This is a genomic window from Actinomadura graeca (assembly GCF_019175365.1).
In the GTDB taxonomy this organism is placed as follows: Bacteria; Actinomycetota; Actinomycetes; order Streptosporangiales; family Streptosporangiaceae; genus Spirillospora; species Spirillospora graeca.
Map to the genome: position 1 here is coordinate 1,724,764 of NZ_CP059572.1, position 18,411 is coordinate 1,743,174.

Genomic DNA, 18,411 nt, shown 5'->3' on the forward strand with positions numbered 1-18,411 from the left:
GTCGGCCGTCACCCGCCACCGGACCACCGACGCCACCGGCCGTCAAGGCGCTACCTCGACGTCGGCGCGCAGGACAGGATCTCCGGTGACAGCCTCCCCGGACGGGTGAGCCCGGCGAGGGCCAGGGTCAGCTCCAGCTCGGCCTGGAGGCAGCGCAGCACGTGCCGGACGCCCTCCTGGCCCCCCAGCGCCAGCCCGTAGGCGTAGGGGCGCCCGACCAGGACCGCGTCGGCGCCGAGCGCGAGGGCCTTGGCGATGTCCGCGCCCGTCCGGACGCCGCTGTCGAACAGGACGGCCGCCTGGTCCCCGACGGCCTTGGCCACGCCGGGCAGCGCGTCCAGGGACGCGACCGCGCCGTCGACCTGCCGCCCGCCGTGGTTGGACACGATGACGCCGTCCATGCCCGCATCCACCGCCTGCCGGGCGTCGTCGGGATGCTGGATGCCCTTGAGCGCGATCGGCCCCTCCCAGTGGTCCCGCAGGAAGATCAGGTCGTCCCAGGTCAGGCTCGGGTCACCGAAGCCGGCGGCCCAGTGCAGCAGCGCCGCCTCGCGGTTGGCGTCGGTGACCGGCCCGCCCACCGCCTTCTGGAAGACCGGGTCGCTGAAGTAGTTCGCGACGCCGATGCCGCGCAGGAACGGCAGGAACCCGGCGTCGAGGTCGCGGGGGCGCCAGGCCAGCGTGAACGTGTCGAGGGTGACGACGAGGGCGGTGCAGCCCGCGTCCCTGGCGCGTTCCAGGAAGCTGACGGCCAGATCGCGGTCCTTCGGCCAGTACAGCTGGTACCAGCGGGGCGCGCCGTCGCCGCCGGCCTCCGCGACCTCCTCCATCGGCTGCGACGCCGCCGTGCTCAGCACCATCGTCAGGCCCTCGGCCGCCGCCGCGCGCGCCGCCGCCCGCTCCCCGTCCGGGTGCAGGAGCGACTGGACGCCGATGGGCGCGAGCAGGATCGGCGCCGGCATCGCCGTGCCCAGCACCTCCACCGACAGGTCCCGTTCGGCGACGTCCCGCAGCATCCGCGGGACGATCCGCCACCGGTCGAACGCGGCGCGGTTGGCGCGGGCCGTCGCCTCGCTCCCCGCCGCCCCCGCCACGTAGCCGAAGGCCCGGCGCGACAGGACGCCCTCGGCGAGCCCCTCCAGTTTCGTCAGGTCGGTGGGCAGGGACGGGAGCACGTCCCCGAGTCCTTGCAGGTAGAGGGAGTTCTGGAAGTCGGCGAGCGCGCTCATGCGGGAACCTCCGGCGGGGGACGCGGCCCCGCGGGGCCGCCGTTCGTGAATCCGTAGGGCATCAATGTGCCAGGTCGCGGCGGGTGACGGAACGGCACCAATCCGGACGATCGAGCGGCGCGCCCGGTGGGGCGGGGCGAAGATGTCCCCGGGACCGGCCACAATGTGGGGCATGGCACGACGCGGATCCCAAGCCCCTCCCCCGCCGCCGGACTTCGAAGAGAACATCATCGACGTCGATGTCTCCGAGGAGATGCGCGGCAGCTACCTCGAGTACGCGTACTCGGTGATCTACCAGCGCGCGCTTCCCGACGCGCGCGACGGGCTGAAGCCCGTCCAGCGCCGGATCCTGTACTCGATGAACGAGATGGGCCTGCGCCCCGACCGGGGGCACGTCAAGTGCGCCCGGGTCGTCGGGGAGGTCATGGGCAAGCTGCATCCCCACGGCGACAGCGCGATCTACGACGCGATGGTGCGGATGGCGCAGCCCTGGGCGATGCGGATGCCGCTGGTCGACGGGCACGGCAACTTCGGCTCGCTCGGCGGCGACGACCTTCCCGCCGCGATGCGGTACACCGAGGCGCGGATGTCGCGCGAGGCGATGCTCATGGTCGCCTCCATCGACGAGGACACCGTCGACTTCCGGCCCAACTACGACGGCCAGGAGACCGAGCCCGAGGTCCTGCCCGCCGGGTTCCCCAACCTGCTGGTGAACGGCGCGTCCGGCATCGCGGTCGGCATGGCCACCAACATGGCGCCGCACAACCTCGGCGAGGTCATCGCCGCCGCCCGGCACCTGATCGACCACCCCGACGCGTCGCTGGACGACCTGATGCGCCACGTCCCGGGACCCGACCTGCCCACCGGCGGCAAGATCGTCGGCCTGGACGGGGTCCGCGACGCCTACGAGCGCGGCCGCGGGACGTTCCGCACCCGCGCCACCACGTCCATCGAGAACGTCACGCCCCGCCGCAAAGGCATCGTGGTCAGCGAGCTTCCGTACGCGGTCGGCCCGGAGCGCGTCAAGGCCAAGATCAAGGAACTGGTCAACGCCAAGAAGATCCAGGGCATCGCCGACCTGAAGGACCTCACCGACCGCAACGTCGGCCTGCGGCTCGTCATCGAGATCAAGAACGGCTTCAACCCCGAGGCCGTGCTGAACGACCTCTACCGGCTCACGCCGATGGAGGAGACGTTCGGCATCAACAACGTCGCGCTCGTCGACGGCCAGCCCCGCACCCTCGGCCTGCGCGACATGCTCCAGGTGTACGTCGACCACCGCATCGAGGTCGTGCGGCGCCGCTCGCTGCACCGCCGCAGGAAGCGCGAGGACCGCCTCCACCTCGTCGACGGCCTGCTGGTCGCGCTGCTCAACATCGACGAGGTCATCCAGGTCATCCGGCAGAGCGACGACGCCGCGCAGGCCAAGCAGCGGCTCATGCAGATCTTCGAGCTGTCGGAGATCCAGTCGCAGTACATCCTCGACACTCCACTGCGCCGCCTCACCCGCTACGACCGGCTGGAGCTGGAGAAGGAGAAGGAGCAGCTCGCCAAGGAGATCGCGAAGCTGACCGCGATCCTGGAGTCCGAGCGCAAGCTCCGCGGGCTGGTGTCCAAGGAGCTCGGCGAGGTCGCGGCCGAGTTCGCCACGCCGCGCCGCACCATCCTGCTGGAGGCGTCCGGGCACACCGCGGCGTCCGCGGTGCCGCTGGAGGTCGCCGACGACCCGTGCACCGTCCTGCTGTCGGCCACCGGGCTGATGGCGCGCACGCACGGCGCCGGGCCGCTGCCCGACAGCGGCCCCCGCGCACCCCACGACGTGCTGGTCTCGGTGGTGCCGGCGACGGCGCGCGCGCAGGTCGGCGCGGTCACCTCCCACGGGCGGATGATCCGTGTGGACGTCCTCGACCTGCCGACGCTCCCGGCATCGGCGACCCCGCCGTCCCTGGCGGGCGGGGCGCCGGTCACCGAGTACGTCGACCTGGAGCCGGACGAGACGGTCGTCGGCGTCGCCGCGCTGGACGACGTCGGCGGCGGCCTCGCGCTCGGCACCGAGCAGGGCGTGGTCAAGCGGGTCGTCCCCGACTTCCCCGCCAACCGCGACGAGTTCGAGGTGATCGGGCTCAAGGACGGTGACCGCGTCGTCGGCGCCGTCCAGCTCCTCGACGACGCGCAGCACCTGGTGTTCATCACCACCGACGCCCAGCTCCTGCACTTCGCCGCGTCCAACGTCCGTCCGCAGGGCCGCGCCGCCGGCGGGATGGCGGGCATCAAGCTGGGCTCCGGTGCCCGCGTCCTGTGGTTCGGGGCGCTCGACCCCGCGCGCGAGGCGCGGGTCATCACGATCTCCGGGTCGTCGTCGGCGCTGCCCGGCACCCAGAACGGCGCGATCAAGCTGGCCGACTTCGCCGACTTCCCGGCCAAGGGCCGCGCGACCGGCGGCGTCCGCTCGCACCGGTTCCTCAAGGGCGAGGACGTCCTGCTCCAGGCGTGGGCGGCGGCGACCCCGCTGCGCGCCTCGGCCGCGAACGGCAGGCCCGTCACGCTCAACGCCACCCTCGGCCGCCGCGACGGGTCGGGCGAGGCGCTCGACTCGCCGATCGCCTCGATCGGCGGCCCGATCGGGCCGGCCCCCGAGGACGGCCCGCCGGAATCCGAGTGACGCGCGACGGGGGCCGGCCGGGTCACCCCGGCCGGCCCCCGTCGAGCGCGACGGCCTGCTCGATGTAGTCGCGCAGGGCGGCCTCGTCGATGTCGTCGATGTCCCTGATCTTGATGTGCCGGGTGCTCCTGCCGGCCCCTTCGAGCAGCCCGTGCGCGTCGCGGAACTCCGCGCCGCGCTCGAACGCGAAGGTGAGGTGGCTCTTGCTCTGGCTGACCACGGCCAGGATCCCCTCGCCGCGCCACGCGGGCGACCCGCAGGTGAGGCACTCGACGGCGCCGGGCGCGTGGGCGACCATCAGCGTGCGCAGCACGTCGAGGATCCCGGCGTACCCGGGGTCGAGCTCACTGGCGATGTAGGCGTCGATCTCGTCACCGGGCATGACGCTGCTCCCCTTTCGTGTGCGCGGCCCCCGCCGCGGAGCGGTGTGGCCCCCGGCGTCCGACGGTAGGACCGCGGACGGCGCGCCATCAGGGCCCTAGGGCCCACACCGGCGGCCGCGCGGGCCCTACCGCGCGGGTGACAATGGGCTCATGGCGATCGAATCGTTCATGGTCCCGCTCGGCTCTCCCGTGCCCCCGTTCCGGCTCCCGTCCGTGGCGGGCGGCACCGTCTCGGACGACGACCTGCGCGGGGCCCCGGCCCTGCTGGTGGTCTTCCTGTCCAACCACTGCCCGTACGTGCGCCGCATCGAGTCCGGCATCGGCGCCGTCACCGCCGAGTACGCCGCCAAGGGGGTGTCCACCGTCGCCATCGGCAGCAACGACACCGTCCGCTACCCCGACGACGACGCCGGCCACCTCCGTGAGCAGGCCGCGCGCGCGGGCTTCACCTTCCCCTACCTGCTGGACGAGACGCAGGAGACCGCCCGCGCCTACCGGGCGGCGTGCACGCCCGACTTCTTCCTGTACGACGGGGACCGGAGGCTGGCCTACCGGGGGGAGTTCGACGGCGCCCGCCCGAGGAACGACGTCCCCGTGGACGGCTCCTCCCTCCGCGCCGCCCTGGACCTGGTGCTCGCGGGCGAACCCGTCCCCGAGCCCCACACGCCCAGCCTCGGCTGCGGGATCAAGTGGAGGCCCGGCAACGAGCCGGCGTGATCACGCCGGGGCGGCCTCGCCCGTCCTCGGCAGGGGGAGGGCGGCGGCGGCGCGCGGCCTGCGCTCGGCGGACGCCGCGAGCGCCTCGAGCAGCTCCGCCGGCCCGCCCTCCGCCCCGTCGTAGTGCCAGTGTCGGACGAGCGCCTCGCCCTCGGCGCCGGGGTCGAAGTGCCCCCGCGCGAAGCAGCCCGCGGCGGCCATGCGGACGATGACGCGCTCGCCGTCGTCGAGCTGCGTCGTGTAGACCGCGGCGTCGATGAGGCCGATCGCGGCGCGGGCGTTGCGGCCGTCGTCGCCCGGGTCGGCCCGGTTGATCCGCCACTGCGCGTAGGGTCGCAGGTATTCCGCGATCATCCACGTTCTGAGCACGCCGCTGTTCCTCTCGGGGTCGCCTCCCCCCATCCTCGGAACGCCGCGGCCCGCGCGCCGCCGCTTTGACCGGGTCCTTGCCCCCGGCTGCCGCATGTTGACCGCGGTCAGGACGCCAGGCCGTGGTTGAAGGCGTAGGTGACGGCCTGGGCGCGGTCGCGCAGCCCCGCCTTGGCGAACAGGTTGTTGATGTGCGTCTTGACCGTCGCCTCGCCGATGAACAGGTCACCGGCGATCTCGGCGTTGGAGCGTCCCCGGGCGATCAGCGCGAGCACCTCGGCCTCGCGGCGGGTCAGGCCGTCGGGCAGCGTCCCGTCCTCCCTGCGGCGCACGGGCCGCTCACCGGCCGCGACCGCCTCGACCAGGCGGCGCTGGACGGCGGGGTCCAGCTGCGCCGCTCCCCCGCGGACCGCCGCGACGGCACTCGCGATCTCCTCCGCGCCGGCGTCCTTGGTCAGGTAGCCGCGCGCCCCGGCCCGCAGCGCGGCGAAGATCGACTCGTCGTCGGCGTAGGTGGTGAGCACGACGACCTCCACACCCGGATGCTCCTGCCTGATCCGCCGGGTCGCCTCCACCCCGTCCACCCGCGGCATCCGCAGATCCATCAGGACGACGTCGGGACACACCTCGCCCACCAGGGCGAGGGCCTGCTCGCCGTCGCCCGCCGACCCGGCCACCTCGATGCCGGGCAGCAGCTCCAGCAGGAGGACCAGGCCCTCGCGCACCACCGTCTGGTCGTCGACGACCAGGATCCTCGTCTTGTCGCTCACAGCGTCCTGTCTCCTCCGGGGGTCCGGCCGGCCCGGGTCAGGCCGGTACCTGGAGCGACACGCGGAAACCCTTTCCGTCCGGGTTGTTCCGGGGGGTGTGGGGGGTCGTCCCCCCACAAGAAACCGGCCCGGTCTCCAGGGTCCCATCGATCAGTTCGGCCCGCTCACGCATGCCCACCAGGCCGTATCCGCCGCCGCCCAGATCCAGGGTCGGTTCGGTGCCGCCGGTGTCGGTCACTTCGAGTTCCACCTTGCCGTTCAGGTAACGCAACACCACATGTGCGCGCGCGCCGGGCGCGTGCTTGCGGATGTTGGTGAGCGCCTCCTGCGCGGTGCGCACCACCGCGAGCCCGGCCTGCGGGGACAGCTCCCGCGGCGTGCCCGCCACATGCACATCGCAGGGGCGGCCCGTGCTCGCGTGGAACTCCTCGGCCAGCTCCGCGATGACCTCTTGCGGCTCGGGGATCTCGCCCCGGAGCGTGGCGAGCGACCGCCGGGTCTCCTCCAGCCCGGATCTGGCCAGGTCCCGCGCCCGTTCCACCCGGTCCAGCGCCTGGACCCGGTCGCCGTCCCGGGACAGCAGCAGCCGCGCGCCCTCCAGGTGGACGATCTGCGCCGACAGCGAATGCGCGAGGATGTCGTGGATTTCCCGCGCGATGTGGGACCGCTCCGCCAGCACGGCGTTCGCGGCCTCCGCTCTCCGCGTCGCCTCCTGCGCCGCGGCCGCCTGCCGGCTCGCGAGGGCGCCCAGCGACAGGCCGCCGAACGCGGCCATCAGCCCGGCATCGGCGCCGCCCGTCCGGAACAGCTCGCCGAGGACGCCCACCGCGCCGATGATGAGCAGGCTCGTGCCGATCGCCCAGGGCAGCGGCAGGCGCACCATCAGCGCCCAGAGCGGCACCATGGCGAAGAAGACCCCGGAATGGGGCGCGACCGCGTACAGCGCGAGCGACATGACCACCCCCGCCAGCAGCAGGGCGATGCCCTGCCTCCGCCAGGGGGACTCCTTCCCGCGTCCGATCCACAGGCCCGCCACGACCAGGCCGGACATGCTCACGGTGAGCACGACGACGGCCAGGCCCGCCCCGTGGAGGGCCGGTGCGGGCGTGTCCTGGAACAGGCTGCGGACGTAGGCGGCCAGCCCCCACAGGGGCAGGGCGCCGAAGACGAGGATCTTGGTGACCCATTCGCCGATGAGTCCCGCGCGGGTGGTCACGGCGCGGCCGCACGGGTTCACGGCAGGCGACCTGCCGGTCCGGCGCCGATGGCGGGCACCGGTGCCCGGCCCGCGGCGGCGCGGGCCGGGCCGGTGGGCGGCACGTCCAGCGTGTTCATGCCCTCAACGTTATGGGACGGCGCGCGTGCCGGACATCGGAGCGGGGTTGGACCGCGGTCTCCACCACCGGGTGGAGACCCGTCCGGGCTTCGGGTGCGCAGGCCCACCGGCGGGCCGGGTCAGACGTCGATGCGCTCGGCGTCGAGCTCGGAGGCGCCCGCGGTGATGAACTCGCGGCGGGGTGCCACCTCGCTGCCCATGAGCAGCTCGAAGATCTTGGCGGCGTCCTCGGCGTCCTCGATGCGGATGCGCCGCAGGATGCGGTGGCGCGGGTCCATCGTGGTCTCGGCCAGCTGGTCGGCGTCCATCTCGCCGAGGCCCTTGTAGCGCTGGACGGGCTCCTTCCAGCGCTGGCCCTTGCGCTCGAACTCGACCAGCTTGCGGGTCAGCTCGCCGTCGCTGTAGCAGTAGACGTACTTGTCGAGGCCCTTCTTCGGCTTGACCAGCTCGATGCGGTGCAGCGGCGGGACGGCCGTGAACACCCGGCCCGCCTCCAGCATCGGCCGCATGTAGCGGTAGAGGAGGGTGAGCAGCAGGCAGCGGATGTGCGAGCCGTCGACGTCGGCGTCCGCCATCAGGATGAGCCGTCCGTAGCGGGAGGAGTCGAGGTCGAACGTGCGGCCCGACCCGGCCCCGATCACCTGGATGATCGCGGCGCACTCGGTGTTCTTGAGCATGTCGGCGACGGACGCCTTCTGCACGTTGAGGATCTTGCCGCGGATCGGCAGCAGGGCCTGGAACTCGGAGTTGCGGGCGAGCTTGGCGGTGCCGAGCGCGGAGTCCCCCTCGACGATGAACAGCTCGCTGCGGTCGTCGGCGGTGCGGCAGTCGACGAGCTTGGCGGGCAGCGCGGAGTTCTCCAGGGCGTTCTTGCGGCGCTGGTTGTCACGCTGGGTACGGGCGGCGATGCGGGTCCTGGCCGCGCCCACGACCTTCTCCAGGACGGCGCGCAGCGGCTGCTTCTGGCCGCGCGGCGGGTTCTCGAACACCGCCCTCAGCTCGCGCGTCACCACCTGGGAGACGATCCGGGTGGCCGCGGAGGTGCCGAGGATCTCCTTGGTCTGCCCCTCGAACTGCGGCTCGGGCAGCCGGACCGTCACCACGCTGGTGAGGCCCTCCAGGACGTCCTCCTTGATGACGTCCTCGTCGCCGTTCTTCAGCAGCTTCACCGCGCGCAGCTGCTCGTTGATCACCTTGAGCACGGCGCGGTCGAAGCCGCGCACATGCGTGCCGCCCTTCGGGGTGGCGATCACGTTCACGAACGACTTGGTGATCGTGTCGTACCCGGTGCCCCAGCGCAGCGCGATGTCGACCTCGAGGTCGCGTTCCACGTCGGTGGGCGTGAGGTGGCCCTGCTCGTCCAGCACGGGGACGGTCTCGGTGAAGTGGCCGCGCCCCTGGAGCCGCAGGACGTCCACGATCGGGGCGTCCTTGGCGAGGTAGGTGCAGAACTCGCCGATGCCGCCGTCGAACCGGAACGTCGCCTCGGTGACCTCCTCGCCGCGCTCGTCGCGGACGTCGATGGTCAGCCCCGGGATCAGGAACGCGGTCTGGCGCATGCGGTCCATGACGAGCGACTGCTCGACCGTCGCGTCCTTCAGGAAGATCTGCAGATCCGGCCAGAAGCGGACGCGGGTGCCGGTGACCTTCTTGGCGACCTTGCGGATCTGCCGGAGGCCGGACTTCTTCTTGAACCGGGCGTTCGGGCGGCCCTCGTCGGCGAACTCGCCGGGCAGCCCGCGCCGGAAGCTGATGGCGTGGGTGTGGCCCTCGCGGTCGACCTCGACGTCGAGCCGGGCGGACAGCGCGTTGACCACGGACGCGCCGACGCCGTGCAGGCCGCCCGAGGCCGTGTAGGACACGCCGCCGAACTTGCCGCCCGCGTGCAGCCTGGTCATGACCAGCTCCACGCCGGGCAGGCCCGTCTTGGGCTCCAGGTCGACCGGGATGCCGCGGCCGTTGTCGCCCACCTCGAACGATCCGTCGGGGTGCATCGTCACGCTGATGTGGGTGCAGTAGCCCGCGAGGGCCTCGTCGACGCAGTTGTCGACGATCTCCCACAGGCAGTGTGCGAGGCCCCGGCTGTCGGTCGACCCGATGTACATGCCGGGTCGCTTCCGCACGGCCTCCAGCCCTTCCAGCACCGAAAGGTGCCGGGCGGAGTAGCCGTGCGGGTCGTCGGTGGTCGCTTCGGCGGTCGCGGCGGTCAACTGCGTGTGCTCCTCGGGGGTAGGACATTCGGGAGCAGGGTACCCCCGGGCGCCGACAAAGCATCGGCAGGCTCGCCGCCCCGGTCGTCCCGGCACCGGCGGGTGGAGTCCCGAACGTCCACCTCCGGGTGGGTGTCTGACGGTTCGTTCGTTCCCTAGCCTCCTCCCCATGGCACAAACGATCGAGGTCGGGGACCTCCGCAAGCGATATGGGGACGTCCAGGCGGTGGACGGGGTGACCTTCGGGGTCGGCGAGGGCGAGTTCTTCGGGATCCTCGGGCCCAACGGTGCCGGCAAGACCACGACCCTGGAGATCATCGAGGGGCTCCGGGAGGCCGATTCCGGCGAGGTGTCGGTCCTCGGGATGCCGCCCTGGCCGCGCAACCCGGGACTGCTGCCCAGGATCGGAGTCCAGTTGCAGGCGTCGTCGTTCTTCGAGCGGCTGACCGCGCGGGAGCAGCTGCGGACCTTCGGATCCCTCTACGGCGTCCCCGCCAGGCGCGCCGACGCGATGCTGGAGACCGTCGGGCTGTCCGACAAGGCCGACGTCCGGGTCGAGCGGCTCTCGGGCGGCCAGGCGCAGCGTCTGTCGATCGCGTGCGCGCTCGTCCACGACCCGGAGCTGGTCTTCCTGGACGAGCCGACCGCCGCGCTCGACCCGCAGGCGCGCCGGAACCTGTGGGACGTCCTGAAGGAGATCAACACCGGGGGCCGCACGATCGTGCTCACCACGCACTACATGGACGAGGCGGAGATCCTCTGCGACCGCGTCGCGATCATGGACGCGGGCCGGGTGCTGCGGCTCGGCCCCCCGGCGGCGCTGGTGCGCGGCCTGGACGCGCCGTCCCGGATCAGCGTGGCCAGCGGCGTCCTCGCGCTGGACGCGGCGCGGGCGCTGCCCGCCGCCGACGAGGCCGCCGACGACGGCGTGTCGCTGACGATCTCCACCCGGGACCCCTCGGCCGTCGTCGCGGCGATGGCCGCCCAGGACGCCCTGGACGGCGTCCGGATCCGCGGCGCCACCCTGGAGGACGTCTTCCTGGACCTGACGGGACGGGAGTACCGGGCATGAGCACGTTCGAGAGCTTCACGAGCCTGTCGCGGGCCATGTTCCTCGGCTTCCGCCGCGACCGCGGCGCGCTGTTCTTCACGATCCTCTTCCCGCTCATGTTCCTGGTGATCTTCGGCGGGGTGTTCGGGCACCGGTCGACGCCCAAGGTCACGGTGCTGGAGGTCGGGCGGGTGGCCGTCCTGGACCAGGCCGTGGCGCACGACCCCGCGTCGCTGGGCAAGGTCATGAAGGTCACGAGGTCAACGGACCGGGCGGCGGCGCTGCGCAAGGTCGAGAAGGGCGACGCGGACGCGGCCGTGGAGCAGCGGGGCGGCGAGCTGGTCGTCCACTACTCGGCCGCCGACCAGGTCAAGTCGGGGACGGTGCGGGGCCTGATGGACTCGATGGTCCAGTCGGCGAACCTCGCCGCGTCCGGGAAGCCCCCGGCCTACAGGATGAGCGCGCAGCAGGTGGAGGACGACTCGCTCAACGCGATCCAGTTCTTCACCCCGAGCCTGCTCGGCTGGGCGCTGGCCTCGGCGGGGGTGTTCGGGGCCTCGCAGACGCTCGTGACGTGGCGGACCAAGGGCATCCTGCGGCGCCTCCAGCTCTCCCCCGCGCCGATCCCCACGGTGTTCGGGGCCCGTGTCGCGGTCAGCCTGGCCGTCGCGCTCGTTCAGTTCGCGCTGTTCGTCGCGGTGGCCCAGCTCCCGATGTTCGGGCTGAGGCTCGGGCACGCGTGGTGGATGGCGGTCCCGATGGTGATGTCCGGCTGCCTCGCATTCCTGTCGATCGGGATGCTGATCGGCGCGTGGGCCAAGACGCAGGAGACGGCCCAGGCGGTGACGCAGCTCGTGGTCCTGCCGATGGCCTTCCTGGGCGGCTCGTTCTTCCCTCTGGACGACGCGCCCGCCTGGCTGAAGGCCGTCTCGTACGTCTTCCCACTGCGGTATCTCAACGAGGGGATGCTGAACGTGATGGGACGCGGGCTCGGCCCCATGTCCGCGTTGCCGCAGATCGGGATACTGCTGGGCGTGGCGGTCGTCGGGGCCCTGATCGCCAGGCGTCTGTTCCGCTGGGACACCGCCTGATGTGACCTCGGTCACTAATTGGACCATTCTGCTGTGGGCGTACGAAGAAACAGGTTGGGAACGTCCACGTCGGGTTAGATGTTCTCCTAAGTACCGACCCCGAGCATGAGGAAGGTGCCGTGACTGGAGCCCTTGCCCCAACCAAGCCGTTGACCGTCGCCGACCGTTGCGACCGCTGCGGCGCCCAGGCCTACGTCCGTGCAGTCCTTGTAGGCGGCGGCGACCTTCTGTTCTGCGCCCACCACGGACGCAGGTACGCGGAGGCCCTGCGCGCCAACGGGGCCGACATTCAGGACGAGACCGACAGGCTCAACGAAACCCCGGCAACCGCTTCGGACGACGAGCGGTAGGCGTCGAAATAGAAGCACCCCCGCACGGCGGTCACCCGACGGTGACCGCCGTTCGCATTCCACTCCGGGCCCCCTCTTCAAGGAGCCAATTGACCGCCACTTCACACTGTAATAAAAGGATCACAGAATGTAGCGGATGATATCCGCCCCGGTGACCGGGATCACGTGACATCCTGCGTTCGCGCCGGGTGGTGACGGTCTTCACCCCCCGGTCACCCACCAGCGCGTCTGAGAGGGACTGTGCACATCCTGCTTCCGCCGTCGGAGAAGAAGGCGGCCACCGGGGACGGGCCTCCCCTCGACCTGGCGTCGCTGAGCTTCCCCGGGCTGACCCCCGTCCGCAAGCGCGTCCTGGCGGCCCTGCGCAAGGTGTGCAGGCGCACCGACGCGCCGGAACTGCTCGGGCTCCCCGCCGGTCAGGCGGACGAGACCCTGGCCCGCAACAGGGCGCTGCATGAGGCGCCGACCCTGCCCGCCGCGCGCCTCTACACGGGCGTGCTGTACGACAACCTGGACCTGCCGGACCTGGACGCCCGGGCCGCCGCCGAGCAGATCATCGTCTTCTCCGGCCTGTGGGGGGCGCTGAGGCTCACCGACCGCATTCCGCCGTACCGGCTGGCCATGGCGGTGTCACTTCCCCGCCAGGGCCGCCTGGGCGCCCTCTGGCGCCCCGTGATGCGGGACGCCCTGCGGCTGGACGGGGGGCTGGTCGTCGACATGCGTTCGGGGCCGTACGCGTCGGTCTGGAAGGCTCCGGAGCCCGCCGTGGCGGTGCGGGTGTTCCGTGAGCAGATCGTCGCCGGCGTGGCCAAGCGGACCGTGGTCAGCCACATGGCCAAGGCGACGCGCGGCCGGATCGCGCACGACCTGATCAAGTCCGGTGCCGAGCCGCGCACCCCCGACGAGCTGCTCAAGACCGTCGCGGGCCTCGGTCACACGGTCGAGTTGAACGGCACGAACCTGGACGTCGTCCTGCACACCTGAGACCCCCGCGCGGGGGCGACGAATCGGGCCCCCGCCCTCGACGGACGGGGACCCGGATCGACGTACCGCTTGACGGCGGCTCAGTCGAGGTAGTCGCGCAGCACCTGCGACCGCGACGGGTGCCGTAGCTTCGACATCGTCTTGGACTCGATCTGCCGGATGCGCTCCCGGGTCACCCCGTACACCTTGCCGATCTCGTCCAGGGTCTTCGGCTGGCCGTCGGTGAGGCCGAACCTCATCGACACCACGCCCGCCTCGCGCTCGCTGAGCGTGTCCAGCACGGAGTGGAGCTGCTCCTGCAGCAGCGTGAAGCTGACCGCGTCGGCGGGGACGATGGCCTCGGAGTCCTCGATGAGGTCGCCGAACTCGCTGTCGCCGTCCTCACCGAGCGGGGTGTGCAGGGAGATCGGCTCACGGCCGTACTTCTGCACCTCGACGACCTTCTCCGGGGTCATGTCGAGTTCCTTGGCCAGCTCCTCCGGGGTGGGCTCGCGGCCCAGGTCCTGGAGCATCTGCCGCTGCACGCGCGCGAGCTTGTTGATGACCTCGACCATGTGCACCGGGATGCGGATCGTGCGGGCCTGGTCGGCCATCGCCCGGGTGATCGCCTGCCGGATCCACCAGGTGGCGTACGTGGAGAACTTGTAGCCCTTGGTGTAGTCGAACTTCTCGACCGCGCGGATGAGACCGAGGTTGCCCTCCTGGATCAGGTCCAGGAACAGCATGCCGCGGCCGGTGTAGCGCTTGGCCAGGGACACCACGAGCCGGAGGTTGGCCTCCAGCAGGTGGTTCTTGGCGCGGCGCCCGTCCTCGGCGATCCACTCGAAGTCCTCGGTGTCCTCCTCGGACATCGCGGGGCCGTCGGCGGCGAGGCGCTCCTCGGCGAACAGTCCGGCCTCGATGCGCTTGGCGAGCTCCACCTCCTGCTCGGCGTTGAGCAGCGGGACCTTGCCGATCTGCTTGAGGTAGTCCTTGACCGGGTCGGCGGTGGCACCGGCGGCCGCGATCTGCTGGGCGGGCGCGTCCTCGTCGTCGTCGCCGAGGGTGAACGCCTCCTCCTCGCTGGTGGGGGCGGCGCCGTCGGCGCCCGGCCTGCCGGGCGGGGCCTTGGCGGCGGGCGCGGCCACGGGGGCCTCGTCCTCCTCGGCCTCGGCCGGCTCCTCGGCCTCGTCGACCGCCTCGTCGGCGCTCTCGACCTCGAGGTCCACCTCAAGGTCGGTCAGGTCCTCGTCGAGGTCGACGTCGACCTCGTCGTCGATCTCGGGGTCCTCGCCCGCCTTCTTGGCCGGTGCCGCCGCCTTCGGAGCGGCCTGCACCGCGCCCTTCTTGGCGGGGGCCGCCTTCTTCTGCTTGGCGCCCTTGGCGGGCGCGCCCTTCCGGACGGCGGGCTTGCCGGCGGTCTTGGCCGCCGGACGGGGCCCGGCGGCGATCTCCTCGGCGGCCTCGTCGTCGCTGACGACGGCGGTCACCGTGTCGGGCTGCTCCTTGGCCGCGGCAGCGGTCTTGGGCCTGCGCGCCGGCGGCGCCGCGCGCTTGCGCGGACGCTTGGGCGCCGCTGAGTCGGCAGCGCTCACCATGACGGTCACACCCTCCTTGCTAAGGCTCCGCAAAATGCTGGAGGCCTTCGACACGGGGATGTCGGCCTCCTCGAACGTACGTCGTACGTCGTCGGCTTCGAGGTAACCCTGGGACCGTCCACGCTCGATCAGTTGCGCGATGACGTGATCGTGCAGATCTGACGCTTTCGAGGTCGAGCTAGCAGGCGACACAAATACCTCTCGAACGAACGTGTGGCTGGGTTGACCCAAGTGCCCTGACGGGCCCGGCCTCACACTGGGTGGGACCACACACTGGGCGGGACCTCCCGGTGCGGGACCGCAGCGTACCCGCTCCTACTAGGGTCAAGCATTCTGGCACTGCTGCGCATTCCACTCTGAAGTCCTGCCCGGTAACTCTCCACCTTAGAGGGCGCGGAGCGGTCCTTCGTACGTACTAGACCGTCTTCGCGCCGCCTTCGGCGGGCATCACGCGGGCTTGGGCGGGACGTGCAGGGCGAGCACGGTCACATCGTCTACCTGCTCATACCCGGCAAGCATCCGATCGACCAGGAAGTCGACGAGTCTTTCTGGATCTCCTACCACCTCGGGCGGGGCGTCCGCCGCCACGGCGACGAGCTCCTCCAGCCCGGCGTCCACCCCGCGTCTACGGTTCTCCACAAGTCCATCGGAATAGAACACCACAGTGTTGCCGGTCTCGATGGAAAAACTTGTCTGCTGTCTCTGGCTGGGCCAGCCGAGCGGGGTCCCCGGCTCCCGCGTGCTGACGCGCGCGGGCGTGTCGGGGGAGATCAGCAGGGGTGGTGGATGGCCCGCGTTGCTGAAGGCGCCGTGGCCGGTCTCGGGGTCGATGACCGCGTACGCGACCGTGGTGAACTGCTCCTCGTCCTCGGTCGCGCTGAAGAGCCGGTCGAGCCCGGCGAGGACCGCCGCGGGCCGCGGATCGTTCAGCGCGAGGGCCCGCAGGGCGTTGCGGACGCGTCCCATTCCGGCCGCGGCGAGGACGCCCTTGCCCATGACGTCGCCGACGGCTACGGCGAGCCGGTCGTCCGGGAGGCGGAACACGTCGTACCAGTCGCCGCCCACCTGGACGTGGCGCGTCGCCGGGTTGTACCGGGCGGCCAGCACCATGCCGGGCAGCTGCGGGAGATCGCTGGGCAGCAGGCTGCGCTGGAGCTCCTCGGCGGTCTTGTGCTCGCGTTCGAACAGCAGGGCCCGCTCCACGGCCAGGGCGCACTGGCCGGCGAGGGCCTCCAGGAAGACCCGCTCCTCCTCGGTGATCTCCCGGGGGCGGGTGAAGGAGAACCGCAGCGCGCCGATGGGGGCGCCCGCGGCCAGAAGCGGCAATCCGACCCAGGCGCGTTCCTCGGTGTGCTGGACGAACAGGCCCTTCTCGTCGCGTCCGAGCTGGACGCGGAGGCTGTCGGGGTGCTCGGCCAGGAACGGCCGGCTCTCGCGCACCGCCACCGACATCACGGTCTGGTCACTGACCTTGATCGCGTCGGGGGAGATCGGCCTGATGTCGTCCTCGGCGCCCGGCTGGGAGGGCGCCACGATGCTCAGCCGCAGCTTGTCGTCGTCCAGCAGCGCCACGGCGGAGTAGTCGGCGCCGATCGCCGACCGCCCGACCTCCGTGATCACCTGGACGACCTGGGAGACGGTCAGGGCCTCGGCCAGCATCGAGGTGGCCTGCTGGAGCCGCGCCGTGCGCAGCGCCGCCGCCGACAGCTGCTCGGTCAGCCTGCCGCGCATCTCCTCGGCCTCGCGCTGCCCGGTGACGTCGGTGTTGGCGCCGACCCACTCGATGACCGAGCCGCCCTGCCAGATGGGCACGGCCCGTACGTCGAAGTGGCGATAGGTGCCGCTCTTGGTGCGCACCCTGTAGTTGGTCTCGAAGACCCGGTTCTCCTCCACGCACTCGCGCCAGGTGGCCTCGATGCGGGGGCGGTCCTCGGGGTGCACGACCGAGAGCCACCCGCCGACCGCGTAGTCGTCGGGCGTCTGTCCGGTGATCGCGCGCCATTCGGGCGCGTCGTCGATCACGCCGCCGCCCGGAGCGGCGACCCACACCACCTGGGCGCTGGCCTCGACGAGCGAGCGGTAGCGCTGCTCCTTCCGGCGGATGACCTCCTCGGCCCGGCGCCGCTCGGTGACGTCCAGGGCGGTCAGGACGACGCCCAGGGCCTCGCCCTCGGAGCTCCGGGCCGGAAGCCACGTGCAGGCCAGGATCCGCTCCTCGACCGCCGTGGCGATCGAGGCGGCGTCGCCCGGCGGGCCGGGGGGCTCGGCGGCGGGGATGACCTCGGCGGCGGGGATGACGAGGTCCAGGTCGCTGAGCGGCCGGTCCTCGTCGAGGACCTTGCGCAGCGCGGTCTCGAACGCGGCGGCCACGTCACCGGGCAGCACCTCGGCGGGCCGCCGCTGCTGGAGGTCGCGCGCGGAGACGCGCAGCAGCGCCGCCAGCGCGTCGTTCGCCCTGCGGCAGCGGAGCTCGCCGTCGAAGAAGGCGAGCCCGCCGGGGGCCTCCCTGAGCAAGGTCGCGTACAGCGCGGCGTCGGACGCATCCATGGGCTGGCCCTCCACCCCTGAGACGCGGGGATGCGGAACGGACGTCTCGGTGCTCATGGACAACACCTCCGCCCCAGAAGGTCCCGTACCGCGCGGCAATTTTTCATCACTATGAGTGAATGGGAGCAGGCTAGCGCTCCCGCCTCCATCACAACACCGGTCGGAGTCAGGTTTTCATCATCCCGATGGTTCGCCCCCGGCGGAACCCCTGATGGACAACCTTGTCCATGCGGCCCCCTGCGACGACCTCGGATTCGGACGCCGTCGCCCCCGGGGCGCCAGGGCGGACCGGATCGGACGGCAAGTAGGAGATGTTACGGCGCCGGGGAGCCACGGGCAGTGAACTCGGTGCGTTCGGCGAGTTCCGGCCAGCGGCGAAACCCGCCGTCCCGGACCCGGTTCCCCTGGCAAAAAGATGGCAAAAATCGCCGACCGGAATGCCTGGTCGCGGGGTCCGCGCCTGCCGCCGGTGCTGCGGCTTCACTTTCCGGCCTTGGCCGCCGCCTTCATCTGCGCCTTGAACTCCCGCACCTTCGCGAGGGACTCCGGGCCGGTGATGTCGGCGACGGAGCGGTGCGAGCCCTCCTCGCCGTAGGCGCCCGCCGCCTCCCGCCACCCCTCGGGCCGCACGCCGTACTGCTTGCCGAGAAGAGCGAGGAAGATCTGCGCCTTCTGCTTGCCGAACCCGGGCAGGCCGTTCAGGCGCTTGAACAACTCCTTGCCGCTGTCCACGTCCTTCCAGACTTTCTCGGCGTCGCCTTCGTAGTTGTCCACGAGGTACTGGCACAGCTGCTGGATCCGCTTTGCCATGGATCCGGGATACCGGTGCACGGCCGGTTTCTCCGACAGGACCGCTGCGAACCGCTCCGGGTCGTAGGCCGCGATCTCGTGCGCGTCCAGATCGTCCGTCCCGAGCCTCTGGGTGATGGTGTACGGCCCGGAGAACGCCCACTCCATCGACACCTGCTGGTCGAGCAGCATGCCGACCAGGGCGGCGAGCGGGCTGCGCCCGAGCAGTTCGTCGGCGTCCGGCCGCTGCGCTAGTTGAACCTTCGTGGCCATGCGCCCAGCTTAGATCCGCATAGTCCGCGGCCGGTGCCGGGCAGGGCCGGTACCCCTGCCGGACCGGTCCCGG

At 71.7% G+C, this 18,411-nt stretch carries 15 protein-coding genes; 6 read left to right on the top strand and 9 right to left on the bottom strand.

The features are described 5' to 3' along the window. Nucleotides 1–50: 50 nt before the first annotated feature. Nucleotides 51–1,229, bottom strand: a complete 1,179-nt coding sequence (locus AGRA3207_RS08025; RefSeq protein WP_231333926.1) for a lactate 2-monooxygenase — start codon at nucleotides 1,227–1,229, stop codon at nucleotides 51–53. A 172-nt stretch (nucleotides 1,230–1,401) separates the two neighbouring features. Here AGRA3207_RS08025 and AGRA3207_RS08030 point away from each other — a divergent pair, with 172 nt between their 5' ends. Beyond that, complete coding sequence (locus AGRA3207_RS08030) at nucleotides 1,402–3,891, top strand: DNA gyrase/topoisomerase IV subunit A (protein WP_231333927.1); 2,490 nt, start codon at nucleotides 1,402–1,404, stop codon at nucleotides 3,889–3,891. Between the two features lie 22 nt (nucleotides 3,892–3,913). On the opposite strand, the gene AGRA3207_RS08035 is transcribed toward AGRA3207_RS08030, so the two are convergent. Next, nucleotides 3,914–4,273, bottom strand: a complete 360-nt coding sequence (locus AGRA3207_RS08035; RefSeq protein ID WP_231333928.1) for a DUF1801 domain-containing protein — start codon at nucleotides 4,271–4,273, stop codon at nucleotides 3,914–3,916. Between the two features lie 151 nt (nucleotides 4,274–4,424). On the opposite strand from AGRA3207_RS08035, the gene AGRA3207_RS08040 reads away from it, so the two are divergent. Continuing rightward, complete coding sequence (locus tag AGRA3207_RS08040) at nucleotides 4,425–4,991, top strand: thioredoxin family protein (RefSeq protein ID WP_231333929.1); 567 nt, start codon at nucleotides 4,425–4,427, stop codon at nucleotides 4,989–4,991. On the opposite strand, the gene AGRA3207_RS08045 is transcribed toward AGRA3207_RS08040, so the two are convergent. The 4 genes from AGRA3207_RS08045 to AGRA3207_RS08060 form a co-directional block, all read right to left on the bottom strand. Then, complete coding sequence (locus tag AGRA3207_RS08045; RefSeq protein WP_231333930.1) at nucleotides 4,992–5,360, bottom strand: hypothetical protein; 369 nt, start codon at nucleotides 5,358–5,360, stop codon at nucleotides 4,992–4,994. A gap of 107 nt (nucleotides 5,361–5,467) precedes the next feature. Continuing rightward, nucleotides 5,468–6,130, bottom strand: coding sequence for a response regulator (locus tag AGRA3207_RS08050; protein WP_231333931.1), 663 nt, complete (start codon nucleotides 6,128–6,130; stop codon nucleotides 5,468–5,470). 37 nt (nucleotides 6,131–6,167) lie between these two features. After that, nucleotides 6,168–7,367, bottom strand: coding sequence for a sensor histidine kinase (locus AGRA3207_RS08055; RefSeq protein ID WP_231333932.1), 1,200 nt, complete (start codon nucleotides 7,365–7,367; stop codon nucleotides 6,168–6,170). Nucleotides 7,368–7,585: 218 nt separating this feature from the next. Beyond that, nucleotides 7,586–9,676 (bottom strand): DNA gyrase/topoisomerase IV subunit B, encoded by a 2,091-nt coding sequence (locus AGRA3207_RS08060; RefSeq protein ID WP_231333933.1) that lies wholly within the window; start codon nucleotides 9,674–9,676, stop codon nucleotides 7,586–7,588. Between the two features lie 169 nt (nucleotides 9,677–9,845). Here AGRA3207_RS08060 and AGRA3207_RS08065 point away from each other — a divergent pair, with 169 nt between their 5' ends. From AGRA3207_RS08065 to AGRA3207_RS08080, 4 genes are all read left to right on the top strand, one after another. Then, nucleotides 9,846–10,748, top strand: coding sequence for an ABC transporter ATP-binding protein (locus AGRA3207_RS08065; RefSeq protein WP_231333934.1), 903 nt, complete (start codon nucleotides 9,846–9,848; stop codon nucleotides 10,746–10,748). Then, on the top strand, nucleotides 10,745–11,818 hold the full coding sequence (locus AGRA3207_RS08070; RefSeq protein ID WP_231333935.1) for an ABC transporter permease: 1,074 nt from the start codon (nucleotides 10,745–10,747) through the stop codon (nucleotides 11,816–11,818). Before AGRA3207_RS08065 ends, AGRA3207_RS08070 begins: the two co-directional genes overlap by 4 nt. A gap of 119 nt (nucleotides 11,819–11,937) precedes the next feature. Continuing rightward, a complete protein-coding gene (locus tag AGRA3207_RS08075; RefSeq protein WP_231333936.1) occupies nucleotides 11,938–12,168 on the top strand; it encodes a DUF7455 domain-containing protein in 231 nt (76 codons plus the stop codon). A 240-nt stretch (nucleotides 12,169–12,408) separates the two neighbouring features. Then, on the top strand, nucleotides 12,409–13,152 hold the full coding sequence (locus tag AGRA3207_RS08080; protein WP_231333937.1) for a YaaA family protein: 744 nt from the start codon (nucleotides 12,409–12,411) through the stop codon (nucleotides 13,150–13,152). A gap of 80 nt (nucleotides 13,153–13,232) precedes the next feature. Here the strand turns inward: AGRA3207_RS08080 and AGRA3207_RS08085 are convergent, their stop codons facing one another. The 3 genes from AGRA3207_RS08085 to AGRA3207_RS08095 form a co-directional block, all read right to left on the bottom strand. Further along, nucleotides 13,233–14,921: an RNA polymerase sigma factor gene (locus AGRA3207_RS08085; protein WP_231333938.1), complete on the bottom strand. Its 1,689-nt coding sequence runs from the start codon at nucleotides 14,919–14,921 to the stop codon at nucleotides 13,233–13,235. Nucleotides 14,922–15,176: 255 nt separating this feature from the next. After that, a complete protein-coding gene (locus AGRA3207_RS08090) occupies nucleotides 15,177–17,333 on the bottom strand; it encodes a SpoIIE family protein phosphatase (protein WP_231333939.1) in 2,157 nt (718 codons plus the stop codon). 423 nt (nucleotides 17,334–17,756) lie between these two features. Further along, complete coding sequence (locus tag AGRA3207_RS08095) at nucleotides 17,757–18,338, bottom strand: HhH-GPD-type base excision DNA repair protein (RefSeq protein WP_231333940.1); 582 nt, start codon at nucleotides 18,336–18,338, stop codon at nucleotides 17,757–17,759. Nucleotides 18,339–18,411: the final 73 nt, after the last annotated feature.

What these genes read in the sequence shown, in the direction of transcription:
- AGRA3207_RS08025 (WP_231333926.1), bottom strand. Translation starts at nt 1,229, where the DNA reads ATGAGCGCGCTCGCCGACTTCCAGAACTCCCTCTACCTGCAAGGACTC.
- AGRA3207_RS08030 (WP_231333927.1), top strand. Translation starts at nt 1,402, where the DNA reads ATGGCACGACGCGGATCCCAAGCCCCTCCCCCGCCGCCGGACTTCGAA.
- AGRA3207_RS08035 (WP_231333928.1), bottom strand. Translation starts at nt 4,273, where the DNA reads ATGCCCGGTGACGAGATCGACGCCTACATCGCCAGTGAGCTCGACCCC.
- AGRA3207_RS08040 (WP_231333929.1), top strand. Translation starts at nt 4,425, where the DNA reads ATGGCGATCGAATCGTTCATGGTCCCGCTCGGCTCTCCCGTGCCCCCG.
- AGRA3207_RS08065 (WP_231333934.1), top strand. Translation starts at nt 9,846, where the DNA reads ATGGCACAAACGATCGAGGTCGGGGACCTCCGCAAGCGATATGGGGAC.
- AGRA3207_RS08070 (WP_231333935.1), top strand. Translation starts at nt 10,745, where the DNA reads ATGAGCACGTTCGAGAGCTTCACGAGCCTGTCGCGGGCCATGTTCCTC.
- AGRA3207_RS08090 (WP_231333939.1), bottom strand. Translation starts at nt 17,333, where the DNA reads ATGAGCACCGAGACGTCCGTTCCGCATCCCCGCGTCTCAGGGGTGGAG.
- AGRA3207_RS08095 (WP_231333940.1), bottom strand. Translation starts at nt 18,338, where the DNA reads ATGGCCACGAAGGTTCAACTAGCGCAGCGGCCGGACGCCGACGAACTG.